The sequence below is a fragment of the Pseudomonas sp. BF-R-26 genome, from assembly GCF_019947395.1.
Taxonomy (GTDB): Bacteria; Pseudomonadota; Gammaproteobacteria; order Pseudomonadales; family Pseudomonadaceae; genus Aquipseudomonas; species Aquipseudomonas farris.
The window spans coordinates 175,899-192,431 of the sequence record NZ_JAGYGK010000008.1 but is presented as its reverse complement, the minus strand read 5'-3'; the positions used below and the strand labels follow the sequence as shown (position 1 = coordinate 192,431).

Here is a 16,533-nt window from a genome sequence, read left to right as displayed (position 1 = left end):
CTCCCACAGGGGATTGGGTTTCTGCAGGGAGAATTCGTGTTCATACCGATCGCCCCGGTTCGCGGTTGATGTGCTGTCCGGCTTCAAGCAGCGTTGAGCAGGCGCGCACCCGGCGGCCGTCGCCCAGGCGTACCCAGCAGTCCTGGCAGGCGCCCATCAGGCAGAAACCGGCGCGGGGTTCGGCGCTGAAATCGCTGCCGCGCAGGTGCTCGCTGCAGGTCAGTACGGCGGTCAGCAAGGTGTCGCCGAGCAAGCCACTGGCAGGCTTGCCGTCGAGGGTAAAGTCCAGGGCCGGGCGGTCGCCTTCGGCCAGTCGTTTCAGCAGAGCCATGGCGCCCTCATTGTTTACCCACCAGAACCCGATCCAGGCCGTAGACCCGATCGAGCAGAATCATCGTCAGCGCGGTCAGCGCAATCACCAGGGCCGACACCGCCGCCATCATTGGATCGATGGATTCGGTGGCGTACACGTACATGCGCACCGGCAGCGTTTGCGTGGCCGGCGAGGTGACGAAGATCGACAACGTGACCTCATCGAAACTGTTGATGAACGCCAACAGCCAGCCACCGGCGACCCCCGGCAAAATCATCGGCAAGGTGATTTGCCGGAACAGCGTGAAACGTCCGGCGCCCAGGGATTGCGCGGCGTGTTCGGCGCTGCGGTCCAGACCGATGGCCGAGGCCAACACCAGGCGCAACACATACGGCGTGATTACCAGCACATGGGCGAAGATCAGCCAGGCGAAGCTGCCGTTTACGCCCATCAGCGCAAACAGCCGCAGCAACGCCACCCCCAGCACCAGGTGCGGAATGATGATCGGTGACAGGAACAGACCGTTGAAAAAGTCTCGTCCGGGGAACTCGAATCGAGTGATTGCCAGGGCTGCCGGCACCGCGATCAGCGTCGCCAGCGTGGCGGCGCAGAACGCCAGGATCAGGCTGTTGTAGAAGGCATCGACAAAGTCCGCGCGCTCGAACACTGCGCGAAACCAGCGCAGGGAAAAATCCGTGGTCGGCAGGCTCAGGGTGTTTTCCGGGGTGAAGGCGACGAGGCACACCACCACCAGCGGCGCGAGCATGAACAGCACCACCAGGGTATGAAACAGCAGGGCGAAAGGACCGTTTCTGGACATGACGAATTATCCCAATGACTTCTTGTAGCGGCCTTCGATCATCCGGTTCCACGACAGCATGATCAGCAGGTTGAGCAACAGCAGCGCGACGGCAATCGCAGCGCCCATCGGCCAGTTGAGCTCCGACAGGTACTGGTCGTAGATCAGCGTGGCGACCATCTTTATCCGGCGTCCGCCGAGCAGTCCGGGGATGGCAAATGAACTGGCCGCGAGGCCGAACACGATCAAGGTGCCGGAGAGCACGCCGGGCATGATTTGCGGCAGCACCACTTTGCGCATCACCGTGAGGTGGCTGGCGCCCAGCGACAACGCGGCTTGTTCGGCGGCCGGGTCGAGTTTTTGCAGCGAGGTCCAGACCGGAATGATCATGAACGGCAGCATCACGTGGACTAGTGCGATCACCACCGCGAACGGCGTGTAGAGCAGCTTCATCGGCGAGCCACCGAAGGCTTGCAGCGTCTGGTTGACCAGGCCGTCGGCACCGAGCAACAGGCTCCAGCCGAAGGCACGCACCACCACCGAAATCAGCAACGGCGTGAGGATCAGAATCAGGAAGATCGAGCGCCACGGTGCGCCCATGCGGCTGAGGATGTAGGCCTCGGGCACGCCGATCACCACGCAGAGCAGGGTGGTCAGGGCGCTGATCCAGAACGTGCGCAGAAAGATCTCGTAGAAGTACGGATCGCCCAGCAAACTACTGTAGTGATCGAGGGTGTAGGCGTCACTGTTGATACCCGAGCTGTAGTCGAAGACGTTGAACGACAGCACCAGCGTCAGCAGCAACGGGATCACCAGCAGACCGAAGTACAACGCCAGGGCCGGTGCGGATAACCAATAGCCCTGATGTCCCTGACGCCTCTGGCGGATGACGGCAAGCGTACTCATGCCGGCACCTCGTCGACACTCAGCACCCGCAGCAATGTTGCATCCCAATCGAGGCCGACCGCCGTGCCTTCGATCAAGGGGGCGGAACCGTCGTTGCGGCGCACCACGCTGAGTTCGCCCAACGATGTCGATACGCCGTACAGCCATTGGCTGCCGAGGAAAAAGCGGCTGACGATCTTGCCTTGCAGACGGCCCAAGCCTTTATCCAGCAAGTCGATTTTTTCCGGACGCAGGCTCAACGTCAGTTCGCCGTCACCACGGTTGCAGACCTGTACGACGCCAGCGCTGTCCCGCTCGCCGGGCAGCAGATTGGCCTTGCCGACGAAGCCGGAAATGAACTCGGTGCGCGGGTGTTCGTAGAGGGTGTAGGGCGCGTCGATCTGAGTGATGCGCCCGGCCTGCATCACCACCACCCGGTCGCTGATCGACAGCGCTTCGGATTGGTCATGGGTGACCATCAGCGTGGTGATGCCGACCTCGCGCTGGATACGACGGATTTCGAACTGCATCTCTTCGCGCAAATTGGCGTCGAGGTTGGACAGCGGTTCGTCGAGCAGCAGCACCGGCGGTTCGATCACCAACGCCCGGGCCAGCGCGACACGTTGGCGCTGGCCGCCGGAAAGCTCCCGTGGGTAGCGCTCGGCGTGTTGGTTCAGACGTACCAGTTTCAGCACCCGATCCACCCGTTGCTGCAACTCGCCGTTGGGCACTTTGCGCATGCGCAGACCGAAGGCGACGTTGTCTTGCACGGTCATGTGCGGGAACAGCGCGTAACTCTGGAACACCACGCCCAGACCGCGACTGGCGGGTTTGGCGTGGGTGATGTCGCGACCGTCCAGCACAATGCGCCCGCTGCTGACTTCGACGAAGCCGGCAATCATTTGCAGGGTGGTGGTTTTGCCGCAGCCGGAGGGGCCGAGCAAGGAAACGAACTCGCCTTTTTCCACCGACAGATTGGTGGCGACGACCGCGTCGATCTCACCATAACGTTTGCCGAGGTTTTCAAGTTGCACGAAGGCCATGACTGCGCTCCACCTGAGATTGTTATGCGTCGCCAAAGGCGCGCTTTTTTGTATGGGCAGATACGAAAAGGATGTTGCCGGGGTGCGTTGGCGCTCGACTTCTGTCGGCTGCCGCTGTTGTTCGAATCGCCCCTGATGGACGCAGAGTAGGACGAAGAATAGGATGGGCTCAATGGCCTATTTCACTGAAGCGATGACTATTTTCAGTTTCATTCAGTGAGTAAATTTATTGTCGAGAAATCACATGCCTGATTCCATTGAGCGGAATGAAAACAAAAATGAAGTCGGCGTCGGTGCCGTCTCAAGACTATTTGCGGTGCTGCGCAGTCTGGGTGACACCGTCGAAGGCGGAGAACGCGTGACGCAACTGGCGCAGCGCATTGGTTTGTCGCAACCAACCACCCACCGCTTGCTGCGCAGTCTGATGGACGAGGGCATGGTCGAGCAGGACGCGCGCAGCAAACGCTATCGCCTGAGCCTGGAGTTTTTTGCCTTGGCGGCCCGTGCCGGCAACACCGGCAACTTGCGCGAACTGGCGCGGCCGGCGTTGCTGCGGCTGTCGGCATCGTTGGGGGATTCGTTGTTTTTACTGGCGCGTAGTGGCTTCGATGCGATCTGTCTGGATCGCAGTGAAGGGCCTTTTCCGATCCGCACGTTTACCGGTGACATCGGCGGGCGGGTGGCGCTGGGTGTGGGGCAGGGCAGCCTGGCGATTCTGGCGTTTCTGCCGGAAGAGGAGCGCGACACGGTGATTCATTACAACTTGCCGCGGCTCAAGGATTTTCATCTGTACGATGAAGTGTTCCTGCGCTCGGAAGTCGAGAGTGTGCGCACCCTCGGTTACGCCGGGCGCAATACCGGCGTATTGCAAGGCATGGCCGGGGTGGCCGTGCCGATCCTCGACCGCGAAGGTCGGGCGGTGGCGGCGCTGAGTGTGGCCACGGTCAGCGATCGCCTGGGGCCGGATCGCTTGCCGACGGTGGTGGAAATGCTCAAGCGTGAAGCCGCGCTGATCGGGCCGCGGATCAATCCGTTCGATCCGCTGTTGCGAAGGCCTTCGCAAGTCTTCGGGCAGGGGTGACTGCAATCTCCAAATAATCGCTGACCCTGTGGGAGCGGCCTGTGGCGAGGGGGCTTGCCCCCGTTGGGCTGCGAAGCGGCCCCAAAATCTCTGATGCACCAAATATCTTGTGAGTGCTACGCACTCAAACGGGGGCAAGCCCCCTCGCCACAGGTCGCTCCCACAGAGATTGGTGGTGATGATCAGAACTGCGCAGTTTGTTTGAGCATCTGCGCCGCCGGCGTATCACTCGGGCTGACCATCGCGTAGTTGTAGCCGGCCCCCGACCAGTACTCGGCCTGCAACTCACCGTCGCTGCGACTACCGCGAGGCAGCAGGGTGTTTTTCGGCCCGGGTGGACGGACGTAGAAGCTGACTTTATGGCCGCTCTGATCCTCGTATACCACCATTGCCGCCGGCCCTTGTTCGGTGCTGAGCAGCCGCCCGCTGATGGGTTTGTATCCGGCAGCGGTCAGGTTCGGCAGACGATGGGCCTGGCTGAAATACCGATCGAGCCAGCCCTGCATATCGCCGTCATCGCTGACTTTGTAGTCCGCCGGCAGGATGCCTTGCTGGGCAATCAGCCGGTAGGCCTGCATCGCATCGGTCATCGGCAGCGGGGCGCGGACCAGGGTCATTTGCCGGGCCTGCCAACCGCCCAATCCGCCGATGCTGACCGAGATCAGCAACACCGCGGCGCTGGCCAGATGGCGGCGCGACTGGCGTTTGACTCGCTGGCGAATCATTGCCGGGTCAAGTTGCGGGTTGGCCGGTTGCTGCAAGGCGCCGCTCAGGGCCGCGCGCAATTGTTGGGCATCGTGTTGCCAGGCGCGTACTTGCGCGGCCACTTCGGTGTTGTTGGCCAGATAAGTTTCCACCAAATGTCGATCGGCATCGTTGAGTTGGTGATCGACGTAGGCGTGCAGGTCACGTTCGCTGGGAGGCATGCTGATCATTTGAGTCTCCGCAGAGAGGGGTGGGTGATTTCGCCGTCGCTGAGCTGGCGCAAGGCCTGGCGTGCGCGGGACAGGCGCGACATCACTGTGCCGATGGGGACGTCGAGAATCTCGGCGACCTCCTTATAACTCAAGCCTTCCACCGACACCCAGAGCAGCAGCGCGCGCTGTTCGGTGCTGAGCTGATCGAAGGCTTGCAGGGTCGATTGGGCGATCACCGTGCGTTCTGCCGAAGGCTGCGCATCATCACGGCCGGTAAAGAATTCGAGCATCCGCGCATAACGCCGGGAGCGGCGGTGGGCGTCGAGAAACTGCCGATAAAGGATCGAAAACAGCCAGGCACGCAAGTCGCCCTCGGGACGTTTGTCGCCCCAACTCGACAGCGCGCGCTCAAGGCAGGCCTGCACCAGATCATCGGCGCTGCTGGGGTTGCGCGTCAGCGATACGGCGAAACGCCGCAGCCTGGGAATGACTTCCCTGAGTTGTTCGTCGATATCGTTCATGAAGTTCTGACCAGTCACTACGCTGTGGTGAGTGTTCAGGAAGACGCCCGGCATTCGAGGTTATTCCACGCCTGGAAAAATAAACACCGGGCGATGGAATAAACCCTGGCGCGGTTCGTCTGCCTGATTCTTCTCACTTGTGGCCGATGGCCCTGGAGTCATTCATGGTAGATCGCTCATCACCGCCAACGGGGCCTGACCGGCCACCGCTGAGTGCCGCGAGCCTGACGTTGCGCCTGACCGGCATTGCCGTGGTGGTCGCCGCGCTGGCCGGGGCTTTTGCCTACGTCAACGGCACACTCGACCCGCAGCGCCTGACGCCGAAAGACTTGGTTAATGTGCTGGAGAAAAACAACGGCGTGCACCCGGGATTCCGTCGTAACCACGCCAAAGGCGTGTGCGTGATCGGGCATTTCGAGAGCAGTAGCCAGGCGCGCGAGTATTCCAGCGCCCAAGTGTTCAGCGAAGCGCGGACCCCGGTGGTCGGGCGTTTCGCGCTGCCTGCCGGCAATCCTTACGCGCCGGACAATAGCGTGCCGATCCGCAGCCTGGCGTTGCGTTTCACCCAGGCCAACGGTCAGCAATGGCGCACCGGAATGAACAGCATGCCGGTGTTCCCGGTGGGCACGCCCGAAGCGTTCTATCAGTTGCAACAAGCACAGTCACCGGATCCGGCTACCGGCAAACCGAACCCGGCGGCTGTGCCAGCGTTCTTTGCGGCGCACCCCGAAGCCGTGCCGTTTCTGACTTGGGTCAAGACCGCCAAACCGTCGGCCAGTTACGCGACGGAAACCTATAACAGCGTCAACGCGTTTTACCTGGTGAACGCGGCCGGGCAACGGCAGGCGGTGCGTTGGAGCATGACGCCAGTGGCTCAGGACGCGGCAGGTGCAACGGCCCCCGAAGGTGGTGATTTCCTTGAGAAAGATCTGGTACAGCGCTTGTCCGCCGGACCGTTGCGTTGGCAGTTGAACATCACTCTGGCAAACCCCGGGGACTCGGTCAACGACGCGAGCAAGGCCTGGCCCGAGGGCCGAAAAGTGCTGAACGCCGGCACGCTGGTGCTCGAAAGCACCCAGCCGCAACTCAATGGCGAGTGCCGTGACATCAACTACGACCCGCTGGTGTTGCCCAGCGGTATCGAAGGCTCCGACGACCCGCTGCTTGCCGCTCGCTCAGCGGGTTACGCCCGTTCCTACCTGCGCCGCACCAGCGAAGTGAAGCAGTTGCCCAACGCCAAACAGGAGTCTCAACAATGAGTGCTCAACCGAACCATTTCGCACCTTTGGCGCGGCTGCTGCACTGGCTGATGGCGCTGATGATCATCTCGATGCTGTTTATCGGCGCGGGTATGGCAGCCTCGGTGTCCGAGCGCCATCAGTGGCTGATCCATCTGCACAAACCTTTGGGCGTTGCGATTCTGTTGCTGGTGATCGTGCGCCTGGCCGTGCGGTTTTCGACTCGCCAACCACCGCTGCCGGCGGACCTGCCGGGTTGGCAAGTGGTCGCGGCCAAGGCTTCGCATTTTTTGCTGTACGCCTTGATGCTGATTTTGCCGCTGCTGGGCTGGGCGATGATTTCCGCGGCTGGCGACCCGGTGATGCTCAGTAGTTCGTTGCAGTTGCCGTCGATCTTGCCGGCGAATGCCCAGGTGTTTGCGTTCCTGCGCAAGGCGCATGGGTATCTGGCGTATCTGCTGTTCCTGACCGTGCTGCTGCATTTGGCGGCGGCGTTGTTTCATGGCTGGGTGCGTCGGGATAATGTGCTGAACAGCATGCTGCGGGGCAAGGATCGCGGGTGATCCCAACAGCTGCAGCCAAATTCTGCGGATGTACACGGTCATGTAGGAGCTGCCGCAGGCTGCGATCTTTTTATCTTGGCGCCGTAAGACCGCGAAGATCAAAAGATCGCAGCCTGCGGCAGCTCCTACGCGTCAGTGTGAAGCTGCTTCCACAGATCGGTCCTTCGTGGCCAACGTCATCCACCAATAAATCAGCGCCACGGCATTGATCCCCGCACCCAGCCAACACACTCCAATCCATCCCGCCCAGGCGTACATCGCCGTCGAACCGATAGAACCCAAGGCGCTGCCGATCGAATAGAACAGCATGTAGCCAGCGGTGAGTCGGCTTTGCGCTTCGGGGCGCACGCTATAGATCATGCTCTGGCTGGTGACATGAACGGCTTGCAAACCCAGATCCAGCGTAATCACCCCGAGCAGCAGCGCCCATAGCGAGGATTGAGTGAGTGCGATGGGTAACCATGAGACAAGCATCAGCAGCAACGACAGTCCACTGGTCCATTGCCCCAGACCGCGATCGGCCAGATGCCCGGCGCGAGCGGCGGCCAGCGCACCGGCGGCACCGGCCAGGCCGAACAGCCCGATTTCGGTGTGGGAAAGTGAAAGCGGCGGGGCACTCAGCGGCAATACCAAGGGTGTCCACAGCACCATGGCGCTGGCGAAGGTCAGCAGGGCGAGCATGGCCCGTTGACGCAATACCGGTTCTTCCTTGAACAGCGTGAAGACCGAGCCGATCAACGCGGCGTAAGCGCTTTCCGGTCGCGCATCTTCGTGCTTGGGCAGCACACGAAACAACAGCAGCGCCATCAGCAGGGTCAACCCGGCGGACAACAGATAAATCGAACGCCAACCGGCCAGATCGGCCATGCCGCCCGCCACCGTTCGTGCCAACAGAATGCCGACGACAATGCCGCTGGTGATCACACCCACCACTCGTCCACGTTGCGCCGGGATGGCCAGGGTCGCGGCGTAGGCCACAAGGACTTGCGTCACGACCGCCAGCAATCCGGTCAGCGCCATGCCGAGCAACAGCCAGATGCTGTTCGAGGCAAACGCGATCATCAACAAAGCCAGCGCCGACAGCAGGGTTTGCACAACAATCAGCCGTCGACGGTTGAGCAGATCCCCTAGCGGAACCAGCAACAACAGACCCACGCCATAACCGATCTGGGTAAGGGTGACAACGATGCCGATGGTTGCCGGGTCCATGGCGAAGGCCTCGGCCATGGCATCGAGCAGCGGTTGTGCGTAATACACATTGCCGACGGCCAGGCCGCAGGCAACAGCAAATAGCAGCACCACTGCGCCGCTTAACGGGTGGTCACGTTTCATCACAGGCTTCCTTTTGTGGTTTCAAAATAAAACCAGTTGTACGGTAGGGAGTCTGGTTTTATATTGCAACCACATTTGTTGCCGGCGGACGCGGTCATGGTTAAACGTACAAGCATGGAAGGCGCCGAATGCCCGGTCGCCCGTTCACTGGACGCGATTGGTGATTGGTGGTCGTTATTGATCGTGCGCGATGCGTTCGATGGCCTGCGGCGATTCGGCGAGTTCCAGCGCAATCTGGGCATGGCCAAAAACATTCTCTCGGCACGCCTGCGCACCTTGGTGGCTCATGGGATTTTCGATCTGGTGCCAGCGTCGGACGGCAGCGCATATCAGGAATACGTGCTGACGGAGAAGGGCAAGGGCCTGTTCCCGTTGATCATCGGGTTACGGCAGTGGGGCGAGGCGTTTTTCTATGAGGCGGGGGAGGCGCATTCGCGGGTTGTCGATCGTGAGAATGGTCGACCGGTGCGGGCTCTGGAATTGCGTGCCGAGGATGGGCGCTTGTTGGGGCCGGAGGATTGTGTGCGGCTCCCGGCTGAGTAAAAAGATCGCAGCCTCGGCAGCTCCTACGGATTTTTGTGAACATCTGTAGGAGCTGCCGAAGGCTGCGATCTTTTGATTTTAAATAATCAACGTAGAGCATCGACCATGTCGGCGATGGTCGCCAGCACATCCTTGCCCAGCTGCTTCGAGCGTTTGCCGGACCAGCCGGTCAGCGGGTTCGGTGCGTCGTTGTGGTCTTTGAAGGGCATTTCCAGGGTCAGCGACAGGCAGTCGAACTTCTGACCGACGCTGTTGCAGGCCAGGGTCATGTTGGCTTTGCCCGGCTCGTCGCGGGTATAACCGTGTTTGGTCTGGAAGTCTTTGGTCTGATGTTTCAGATGACTGCGGAAATGTTCTTCAAGTTTTTCGATCCGCGGCGTATAGCCCGGGTTGCCTTCGCAACCGGCGGTGAACACGTGGGGGATTTCTTCATCGCCATGGATGTCGAGGAACAGGTCGACACCATACTTTTCCATCTGCTGCTGAACGAACAGCACTTCCGGGCTGATTTCCTGGCTGGCGTTCTGCCACGCGCGGTTCAGGTCCTGACCCATGGCGTTGGTGCGCAAATGACCGTGGAAGGCGCCATCCGGGTTCATGTTTGGCACCAGGTACAGGTCGGCGCTGGCCAGGAGTTTTTTCAGCACTGGGTCGTCGTGTTTTTCCAGGCGCTCGATCACGCCTTCCATGAACCATTCCGCCATGTGTTCGCCGGGGTGTTGCTGGGCGATGATCCAGACCTTGCGCTGACCTTCGGCACCCGTACCCTTGCGCAACAACTGGATGTCGCGACCTTCAACGCTCTTGCCGGTGGCCAGCAGTTCGGTGCCGGCCTTGGTCAGGGCCTGTTCGATCAGCCAGTCATGGCGGCCACGGCTGTAAGGTTCGAAGTAGGCGAACCAGGCATGGGTGGCAGTGGCTTCGAGGCTGAAACGCAGGCAGTCGCCTTCGAAGATGGTTGGCACCCGGAACCAGTTGACATGGTCATAGGACGCCACCGCCTGATAGCCATCCCAGGCTTTGTTGTACGAGGATTTGCTGGCGTTGTTCAGACGAAACCAATGATCTTGACCGACGTGCAGACCGCTGGCCTTGAAGTGGAACCACTGGAAGTGCTGGCTGCGGGTGTCTGGCTTGATCGCCAGCAGCGCTTGCAGAGGATTGCTGATGTCCAGCACTTCGATGTTGCCGCTGTCGAAGTTTGCGCTGATGTCGAAAGAAGATTTACCCACGGCCATAATCGGTTCCTGAATATGATTTTTATGGCTGCTACTTTACACGCAAGGGAAGGATAAACCGGGGGGAAATTGCGGGGTTGAAAAGGGGGGGCGTCCTCCTTGACGCCGATGCAGCTTAGTGACTGTGCAAGTGATTCTCAAGTGCTATTTTGCGTTAGTTTGGCCCAATGCTACCGGGCCTCTCTTGCCAACAGATATTCATTTGATATCATCCGCGCCAATCGAATTTTCAGCACCCACAGACTTCATTAGCCTGAAGCCAAAGCCAGAATAACTGGCAAAAAAAAGACCCGGCAAAAAGCCGGGTCAAAAACCGTGATTAGCCTGATGAGGAGATAGTCCAGGAGACCGACCTAAGGTCCCTTGGGCCATCGACTGATCTCGCGACCAGTTGGTGCAATAATAATCATTATCATTTGCAAGTCAAATGTTTTTATCTGCGCGATTGGAAAATTTTTCCTGTCCTCCTCCAAAGCGCTTCCTCGTCAATCGTTCTGATTGCCCTCCAGGGACCGGTCGACCATCGCCTTGGCCATGTCGATCATGTGCACCGTCGAAAACGCCAGATCCCGGCTTGCGCCCTGCAGCTGGTTGGCTGATTCATGCGCGGTGGCGGCGGCACATCGCAACAGATCCGAAGCATGGACCAGTGCCTCTTCGCTGCTGATGTTACGGTTCACATCGAAGAAACGTTCTTCGCTGACCTCTTCTGACACAGCTGGTTTCAAGTAATAGTCCAGCGCCCGCTGCGCGGCGGCAGAGCCTTTTGGCGAGTTGAGCGTAGTGTCGAATTGCGTGTCAGGCAGGGTAATGCTGGGGATGGTCATGACGATGGCAAGCTCCGTGATAGATTCAAATCCGTGAGCCCAGCTTAGTACGTACTGTATTTGTGTCTTGAATTTAAATACTACAATTTGTGTTTTGTTGGTCGGAGTACCCCACGTATCGTGCCGCACATGGATAAATGGATTGAATTGGTCAAGGCCAAAATGAGTGAACTCAAAGTCACTCAAGAGATACTCGCCGAGCGCATCGGAATGTCCCAGGGCGGCGTCGGCCATTGGCTGAATAAACGTCGTCAGCCCCGCATCCAAGAGATGAACCGTGTCTTGCAGGCGCTGGGAATGGACTATCTGGAAGTCGCGATGGTGATCAGGGAACCGCAGGTCTCACAGGATGAGGAGATCTCTCTGACGCAAAAGTACAACCCGTACTTTCGCTACCCGGTCAGTGACTGGCGGGAAACCGGGGTGGTGCGCGACGGAGAGTTATTGAGCTACGGCGCTTCATCGGCTGTCAGCAAGCCGCGCTTCGAGCTGTCCGACTACCACGCACAGGGCGCGGCGTTCTGGCTGGTGGTGGTTGGCGATGCGATGACTGCACCCTCGGGTGTGAGCATTGCTGCGGACATGCTGATTCTGGTGGACCCGGCCATCGTGCCGGAGCCTGGCAAACTGGTGATCGCCCAATGGCCCGGCAGCGCCGAGGCGGTTTTTCGCAAATTGATCGAAGAGGGCGGGCAGCGTTATCTGGTCCCGCTCAATCCGACCTATCCGAAAGCCCTTTACACCGAAGAATGCCGAATCATCGGCGTAGTGGTTCAGGCGACTGCCAAATTCTAATCAGATCGGTCCTCGCAACGCGTAGGACCGATCTTCATTTCACGCGTGTTCCAACTCCACCAACGCACTGCCTTCGCTGACCATCTCGCCTTCCTGGCAATACAGCGCTTTGATAATCCCAGCGTGGGGCGCGCGAATGCTGTGCTCCATTTTCATCGCTTCCAGCACCACCAATTGCGCCCCGGCTTCGACCGTTTGCCCGGCCTCCACCAGCACTCGCACGATGCTGCCGTTCATGGGCGCGGTGAGTCCGCCCTGATGGCTGTGACTGGCTTCGACAGCGCTGATCGGGTCGTACGCCTCGATGCGGCGCAGTTCACCGTCCCATTGCAGATACAGCATATCGCCACGGCGGATTGCCCGATGCTGGCGGCGCAAGCCGTTGTGTTCGGTCAGCAGGTATTCACCCTTGAGCTGTGCGGTATGAACGTCGGCATCGCCCAAGGTCAGCGCCCGGTCTTGCCCTTCGCAACTCAAATGCAGGGTGATTTCTGTCGGCAGTCCGGCACGGAATCCGTTGCCGATACCCCAAGGCGAAATCAGGTCATCAGCGCGGGTCGTGCTCGGCTGACTCTGGGCAAATGCCTGCGCGGCCGCTTGCCAGAATTCATCGCTGAGGTCTGAAGGTGCTGGCAGCAGTTGTTCCTGATAACGCGGAATGAACCCGGTATCGAGTTCGGCCGCGGCAAACGCCGGATGGCCGATGATCCGGCGCAGGAAGTTGATGTTGGTTTTCAGGCCGCCAATGGCAAACTCATCAAGCATGCTCAGCAAACGCAGCCGCGCCTGTTCACGGTCTTCGCCCCAGGCAATCAGTTTGCCGAGCATCGGGTCGTAGAACGGCGAAATCTCATCGCCTTCTTCGACGCCACTGTCCACGCGACGACCCGGTCCTTCGGCAGACTCGCGGTACAACGCCAGACGTCCGGTGGCCGGTAGAAAATCGTTGCTCGGGTCTTCGGCATACAGCCGCACTTCGATCGCGTGGCCGATCAGCGGCACCTGGTCTTGAGTCATTGGCAGCGCTTCACCGCGAGCCACGCGAATCTGCCAGGCCACCAGGTCGAGTCCGGTGATGGCTTCGGTGACCGGGTGTTCAACTTGCAAGCGCGTGTTCATCTCCATGAAGAAGAACTCACCGCGCGCATCCAGCAAAAATTCCACGGTGCCGGCACCGACGTAACCGATGGCCTGTGCCGAGCGCACAGCGGCTTCACCCATGGCCCGACGCAGTTCCGGGCTCAGACCCGGAGCCGGGGCTTCTTCGACGACTTTCTGATGCCGGCGCTGAATCGAGCAATCACGTTCGTTGAGGTACAGACAGTTGCCATGCTGGTCGGCGAACACCTGGATTTCCACGTGGCGTGGCTTGAGCAGGTACTTTTCCACCAACATCCGCGAGTCACCGAACGACGACAGCGCTTCACGTTGCGCCGAGGCCAGGGCTTCGGCCAGTTGGCTGACGTCCTCGACCACTTTCATGCCTTTGCCGCCGCCGCCCGCCGTGGCTTTGAGCAGCACCGGATAACCGATGCGTTCGCAGGCATCGCGGAAGGTATCGAGGTCCTGAGCTTCGCCGTGATAGCCGGGAACCAGTGGTACGCCGGCGGTTTCCATCAAGGCTTTGGCCGCGGACTTGCTGCCCATGGCGTCAATGGCCGAGGCGGGCGGGCCGAGAAAGATCAGGCCGGCCGCTTCGATCGCGCGGGCGAACCCGGCGTTTTCCGAGAGAAAGCCATAACCGGGATGAATCGCCTGAGCGCCGCTGGCTTTCGCGGCAGCGATCAGTTTGTCGATTTGCAGGTAACTGTCGGCGGCTTTGCTGCCGCCCAGGTCGACGCGTATATCGGCTTCGCGGCTGTGCCGGGCGTCACGGTCGGTGGCGCTGTGCACGGCCACGGTGGTCAGGCCCAGAGCCTTGGCGGTGCGCATCACTCGGCAAGCGATTTCGCCGCGGTTGGCTACCAGCAAAGTGGTGAGAACAGGTGCGCTCATCAACGCGGCTCCTTGAGGGTGGTTTCGGCTTGCCAGTTCGGCGGACGTTTTTGCAGGAAGGCGCGCAGGCCTTCCTGGCCTTCGGGACTGACGCGGATTCGGGCGATGGCGTTCTCGGTGTAGCGTCGTAGCGCCGGGGTCAGCGCGCCATGGCCGACTTCACGCAGTAAATCCTTGCTGGCGCGCATGGCCGCCGGACTGTTGAGCAGCAGGTTGTCGATCCACTGATCGACTTTCTGTTCCAGTTCAGCCATCGGGTAGCTTTCCGACAACAAGCCGATTTCCCGAGCCCGCTGCCCGCCGAAACGTTCGGCGGTCAAGGCATAGCGCCGTGCCGCGCGTTCGCCGATGGCTTGCACCACGAACGGGCTGATGACCGCCGGCGCGAGGCCAATGCGCACTTCCGACAGGCAGAACTGCGCGTCGTCGGCACCGATGGCCATGTCGCAGCAACTGATCAGGCCCAGCGCGCCGCCATAGGCCGCGCCTTGCACCACCGCCACGGTCGGAATTTTCAGCTTGGCGAGGTTGTACATCAACTCCGCGAGTTCCCGGGCATCATCAAGGTTGGTGTGGTAATCGAGTTCGGCCGATTGCTGCATCCAGGCCAGATCGGCGCCTGCGCTGAAATGCTTGCCGCGACCGCGGATCAGCAGAAAACGCAGACTGGCATCGCTCGACACTTTGTCCAGCGCGAGGATCAGTTCGCGGATCATTTCGGCGTTGAAGGCGTTGTTCTTTTCTTCACGGCTGAGCCACAAGGTCGCAAAACCCCTTGGATCGCTCAGCAGTTCGAGGGTGTTGAAGTCGCTCATGGTTTTCTCCAGATCACATCCGGAACACGCCGAAGCGGCTCGGTTCGATAGGCGCGTTCAGCGACGCCGACAAGGCCAGGGCCAACACGTCGCGGGTTTGCGCCGGGTCGATGACACCGTCGTCCCACAGTCGAGCGCTGGAATAATAGGGATGCCCCTGTTCTTCGTACTGATCGAGAATCGGTTGCTTGATCTCGGCTTCCTGCTCGGCGCTGAAACCATGACCACTGCGCTCGGCCTGCTCACGCTTGACCTGCACCAGCACGCCCGCCGCCTGTTCGGCCCCCATCACGCCGATCCGCGCGTTCGGCCACATCCACAGGAAGCGTGGGTCGTAAGCCCGCCCGCACATGCCGTAGTTACCGGCGCCGAAGCTGCCGCCGATGATCACGGTGAATTTCGGCACCTTGGCACAGGCCACGGCGGTCACCAGTTTCGCGCCGTGCTTGGCGATGCCACCGGCCTCGTATTTCTGGCCGACCATGAAGCCGGTGATGTTTTGCAGGAACAGCAACGGAATGCCGCGCTGGCAGGCCAGTTCGATGAAGTGCGCGCCTTTCTGCGCGGCTTCGGCGAAGAGGATGCCGTTGTTGGCGAGGATCGCGATCGGGTAACCGTGCAGGTGGGCAAAACCACATACCAATGTCGTACCGAACAACGTCTTGAATTCATCGAACACAGAGCCGTCGACCAGGCGCGCAATCACTTCACGCACGTCGAATGGTTGCTTGGCATCCGCCGACACCACGCCGTACAACTCGTCGCTGCTGTACAGCGGCGCGATCGGCGTGCGTTGTTGCAGTTCACCGAGCTTGCGCCAATTGAGGTTGGCGACGCTGCGCCGGGCTAATGCGAGGGCGTGTTCATCGCTCTCGGCGTAATGGTCGGCGACCCCGGAAATCTTGCAGTGCACATCGGCCCCGCCGAGGTCTTCGGCGCTGACCACTTCACCCGTCGCGGCTTTCACCAGCGGTGGGCCGGCGAGGAAAATCGTTGCCTGCTGACGGACCATGATTGCTTCATCGGCCATCGCTGGTACATAAGCGCCACCGGCGGTGCACGAGCCCATGACCACTGCAATCTGCGGAATGCCCATGGCGCTCATGTTGGCCTGGTTGAAGAAGATCCGCCCGAAGTGTTCGCGGTCCGGGAACACTTCGTCCTGACGCGGCAAGTTGGCGCCGCCGGAGTCCACCAAATAGATGCAAGGCAGGCGATTTTGCTGGGCGATGGTTTGTGCGCGCAGGTGTTTTTTCACGGTCAGCGGGTAGTACGAGCCGCCTTTCACGGTGGCATCGTTGGCGACGATCATGCATTCGACGCCTTCCACCCGACCGATACCGGCAATCACCCCAGCGGCGGGAACGTCTTCGCCATACACCGCGTAGGCCGCCAGTTGGCTTATTTCCAGAAATGGCGAACCCGGATCGAGCAGACGATTGATCCGTTCACGCGGCAGCAATTTGCCTCGCGAGGTGTGGCGTTCTTGAGCCTTCGGGCCGCCACCTTGCTGCACTTGCGCGAGCAGGGTGTGCAGGGCGTCGACCTGTTTGAGCATCGCCGCGCTGTTGGCCGTGAACTCCGCCGAACGGGGGTTGAGCTGGGTATGCAGAATAGCCATGTGCAGC

The 16,533-nt window shown here is 60.5% G+C and carries 17 protein-coding genes; 5 read left to right on the top strand and 12 right to left on the bottom strand.

The window, feature by feature from the left end; genetic code table 11:
• Positions 1–40: 40 nt before the first annotated feature.
• Genes KGB18_RS14015 through KGB18_RS14000 form a run of 4 tightly spaced genes read right to left on the bottom strand, consistent with a single transcriptional unit; the run spans position 41 to position 3,040 of the window.
• Entirely contained in the window at positions 41–331 is a 291-nt protein-coding gene (locus KGB18_RS14015; protein ID WP_123720341.1) for a (2Fe-2S)-binding protein, read from the bottom strand.
• 7 nt (positions 332–338) lie between these two features.
• Positions 339–1,133 (bottom strand): ABC transporter permease, encoded by a 795-nt coding sequence (locus KGB18_RS14010; RefSeq protein ID WP_123720340.1) that lies wholly within the window; start codon positions 1,131–1,133, stop codon positions 339–341.
• 6 nt (positions 1,134–1,139) lie between these two features.
• Positions 1,140–2,018 carry an ABC transporter permease gene (locus KGB18_RS14005; RefSeq protein WP_123720339.1) on the bottom strand — a complete coding sequence of 293 codons (879 nt, stop codon included), beginning with the start codon at positions 2,016–2,018 and terminating at the stop codon, positions 1,140–1,142.
• Positions 2,015–3,040 carry an ABC transporter ATP-binding protein gene (locus KGB18_RS14000; RefSeq protein WP_123720338.1) on the bottom strand — a complete coding sequence of 342 codons (1,026 nt, stop codon included), beginning with the start codon at positions 3,038–3,040 and terminating at the stop codon, positions 2,015–2,017. The genes KGB18_RS14005 and KGB18_RS14000 overlap by 4 nt, the downstream gene beginning before the upstream one ends.
• 244 nt (positions 3,041–3,284) lie before the next feature.
• Here KGB18_RS14000 and KGB18_RS13995 point away from each other — a divergent pair, with 244 nt between their 5' ends.
• A complete protein-coding gene (locus KGB18_RS13995) occupies positions 3,285–4,121 on the top strand; it encodes an IclR family transcriptional regulator (protein WP_052967763.1) in 837 nt (278 codons plus the stop codon).
• A 182-nt stretch (positions 4,122–4,303) separates the two neighbouring features.
• Here the strand turns inward: KGB18_RS13995 and KGB18_RS13990 are convergent, their stop codons facing one another.
• Complete coding sequence (locus KGB18_RS13990; protein WP_123720337.1) at positions 4,304–5,056, bottom strand: anti-sigma factor family protein; 753 nt, start codon at positions 5,054–5,056, stop codon at positions 4,304–4,306.
• Positions 5,053–5,559 (bottom strand): RNA polymerase sigma factor, encoded by a 507-nt coding sequence (locus KGB18_RS13985; protein WP_048396953.1) that lies wholly within the window; start codon positions 5,557–5,559, stop codon positions 5,053–5,055. Before KGB18_RS13985 ends, KGB18_RS13990 begins: the two co-directional genes overlap by 4 nt.
• 164 nt (positions 5,560–5,723) lie before the next feature.
• Here KGB18_RS13985 and KGB18_RS13980 point away from each other — a divergent pair, with 164 nt between their 5' ends.
• Positions 5,724–6,818: a catalase family peroxidase gene (locus tag KGB18_RS13980; RefSeq protein WP_123720336.1), complete on the top strand. Its 1,095-nt coding sequence runs from the start codon at positions 5,724–5,726 to the stop codon at positions 6,816–6,818.
• Entirely contained in the window at positions 6,815–7,360 is a 546-nt protein-coding gene (locus tag KGB18_RS13975) for a cytochrome b (RefSeq protein ID WP_123720335.1), read from the top strand. The genes KGB18_RS13980 and KGB18_RS13975 overlap by 4 nt, the downstream gene beginning before the upstream one ends.
• A 132-nt stretch (positions 7,361–7,492) precedes the next feature.
• On the opposite strand, the gene KGB18_RS13970 is transcribed toward KGB18_RS13975, so the two are convergent.
• Positions 7,493–8,692 (bottom strand): MFS transporter, encoded by a 1,200-nt coding sequence (locus KGB18_RS13970; protein ID WP_201060946.1) that lies wholly within the window; start codon positions 8,690–8,692, stop codon positions 7,493–7,495.
• A gap of 96 nt (positions 8,693–8,788) precedes the next feature.
• Between KGB18_RS13970 and KGB18_RS13965 the strand changes: the two genes are divergently transcribed.
• Positions 8,789–9,235: a winged helix-turn-helix transcriptional regulator gene (locus tag KGB18_RS13965; protein ID WP_123720445.1), complete on the top strand. Its 447-nt coding sequence runs from the start codon at positions 8,789–8,791 to the stop codon at positions 9,233–9,235.
• An 86-nt stretch (positions 9,236–9,321) separates the two neighbouring features.
• Here KGB18_RS13965 and KGB18_RS13960 read toward each other — a convergent pair whose 3' ends face one another.
• Together KGB18_RS13960 and KGB18_RS13955 are read right to left on the bottom strand one after the other, a co-directional pair.
• Positions 9,322–10,473, bottom strand: a complete 1,152-nt coding sequence (locus tag KGB18_RS13960) for a M14-type cytosolic carboxypeptidase (protein ID WP_123720333.1) — start codon at positions 10,471–10,473, stop codon at positions 9,322–9,324.
• 485 nt (positions 10,474–10,958) lie between these two features.
• Positions 10,959–11,300 (bottom strand): DUF6124 family protein, encoded by a 342-nt coding sequence (locus KGB18_RS13955; protein ID WP_123720332.1) that lies wholly within the window; start codon positions 11,298–11,300, stop codon positions 10,959–10,961.
• Positions 11,301–11,429: 129 nt separating this feature from the next.
• Between KGB18_RS13955 and KGB18_RS13950 the strand changes: the two genes are divergently transcribed.
• Positions 11,430–12,095, top strand: coding sequence for a LexA family protein (locus KGB18_RS13950; protein WP_123720331.1), 666 nt, complete (start codon positions 11,430–11,432; stop codon positions 12,093–12,095).
• Positions 12,096–12,134: 39 nt separating this feature from the next.
• Here the strand turns inward: KGB18_RS13950 and KGB18_RS13945 are convergent, their stop codons facing one another.
• The 3 genes from KGB18_RS13945 to KGB18_RS13935 are packed head-to-tail and all read right to left on the bottom strand — an operon-like array spanning position 12,135 to position 16,526.
• On the bottom strand, positions 12,135–14,090 hold the full coding sequence (locus KGB18_RS13945; protein ID WP_123720330.1) for an acetyl/propionyl/methylcrotonyl-CoA carboxylase subunit alpha: 1,956 nt from the start codon (positions 14,088–14,090) through the stop codon (positions 12,135–12,137).
• A complete protein-coding gene (locus KGB18_RS13940; protein WP_123720329.1) occupies positions 14,090–14,905 on the bottom strand; it encodes a gamma-carboxygeranoyl-CoA hydratase in 816 nt (271 codons plus the stop codon). The genes KGB18_RS13945 and KGB18_RS13940 overlap by 1 nt, the downstream gene beginning before the upstream one ends.
• Before the next feature lie 13 nt (positions 14,906–14,918).
• Entirely contained in the window at positions 14,919–16,526 is a 1,608-nt protein-coding gene (locus KGB18_RS13935; RefSeq protein ID WP_123720328.1) for a carboxyl transferase domain-containing protein, read from the bottom strand.
• Between the last annotated feature and the right edge of the window lie 7 nt (positions 16,527–16,533).

What these genes read in the sequence shown, in the direction of transcription:
- KGB18_RS14015 (WP_123720341.1), bottom strand. Translation starts at nt 331, where the DNA reads ATGGCTCTGCTGAAACGACTGGCCGAAGGCGACCGCCCGGCCCTGGAC.
- KGB18_RS13955 (WP_123720332.1), bottom strand. Translation starts at nt 11,300, where the DNA reads ATGACCATCCCCAGCATTACCCTGCCTGACACGCAATTCGACACTACG.
- KGB18_RS13990 (WP_123720337.1), bottom strand. Translation starts at nt 5,056, where the DNA reads ATGATCAGCATGCCTCCCAGCGAACGTGACCTGCACGCCTACGTCGAT.
- KGB18_RS13935 (WP_123720328.1), bottom strand. Translation starts at nt 16,526, where the DNA reads ATGGCTATTCTGCATACCCAGCTCAACCCCCGTTCGGCGGAGTTCACG.
- KGB18_RS13980 (WP_123720336.1), top strand. Translation starts at nt 5,724, where the DNA reads ATGGTAGATCGCTCATCACCGCCAACGGGGCCTGACCGGCCACCGCTG.
- KGB18_RS13970 (WP_201060946.1), bottom strand. Translation starts at nt 8,692, where the DNA reads ATGAAACGTGACCACCCGTTAAGCGGCGCAGTGGTGCTGCTATTTGCT.
- KGB18_RS13940 (WP_123720329.1), bottom strand. Translation starts at nt 14,905, where the DNA reads ATGAGCGACTTCAACACCCTCGAACTGCTGAGCGATCCAAGGGGTTTT.
- KGB18_RS13950 (WP_123720331.1), top strand. Translation starts at nt 11,430, where the DNA reads ATGGATAAATGGATTGAATTGGTCAAGGCCAAAATGAGTGAACTCAAA.
- KGB18_RS13985 (WP_048396953.1), bottom strand. Translation starts at nt 5,559, where the DNA reads ATGAACGATATCGACGAACAACTCAGGGAAGTCATTCCCAGGCTGCGG.
- KGB18_RS14000 (WP_123720338.1), bottom strand. Translation starts at nt 3,040, where the DNA reads ATGGCCTTCGTGCAACTTGAAAACCTCGGCAAACGTTATGGTGAGATC.
- KGB18_RS13945 (WP_123720330.1), bottom strand. Translation starts at nt 14,090, where the DNA reads ATGAGCGCACCTGTTCTCACCACTTTGCTGGTAGCCAACCGCGGCGAA.
- KGB18_RS14005 (WP_123720339.1), bottom strand. Translation starts at nt 2,018, where the DNA reads ATGAGTACGCTTGCCGTCATCCGCCAGAGGCGTCAGGGACATCAGGGC.
- KGB18_RS13975 (WP_123720335.1), top strand. Translation starts at nt 6,815, where the DNA reads ATGAGTGCTCAACCGAACCATTTCGCACCTTTGGCGCGGCTGCTGCAC.
- KGB18_RS14010 (WP_123720340.1), bottom strand. Translation starts at nt 1,133, where the DNA reads ATGTCCAGAAACGGTCCTTTCGCCCTGCTGTTTCATACCCTGGTGGTG.
- KGB18_RS13960 (WP_123720333.1), bottom strand. Translation starts at nt 10,473, where the DNA reads ATGGCCGTGGGTAAATCTTCTTTCGACATCAGCGCAAACTTCGACAGC.
- KGB18_RS13965 (WP_123720445.1), top strand. Translation starts at nt 8,789, where the DNA reads ATGGTTAAACGTACAAGCATGGAAGGCGCCGAATGCCCGGTCGCCCGT.
- KGB18_RS13995 (WP_052967763.1), top strand. Translation starts at nt 3,285, where the DNA reads ATGCCTGATTCCATTGAGCGGAATGAAAACAAAAATGAAGTCGGCGTC.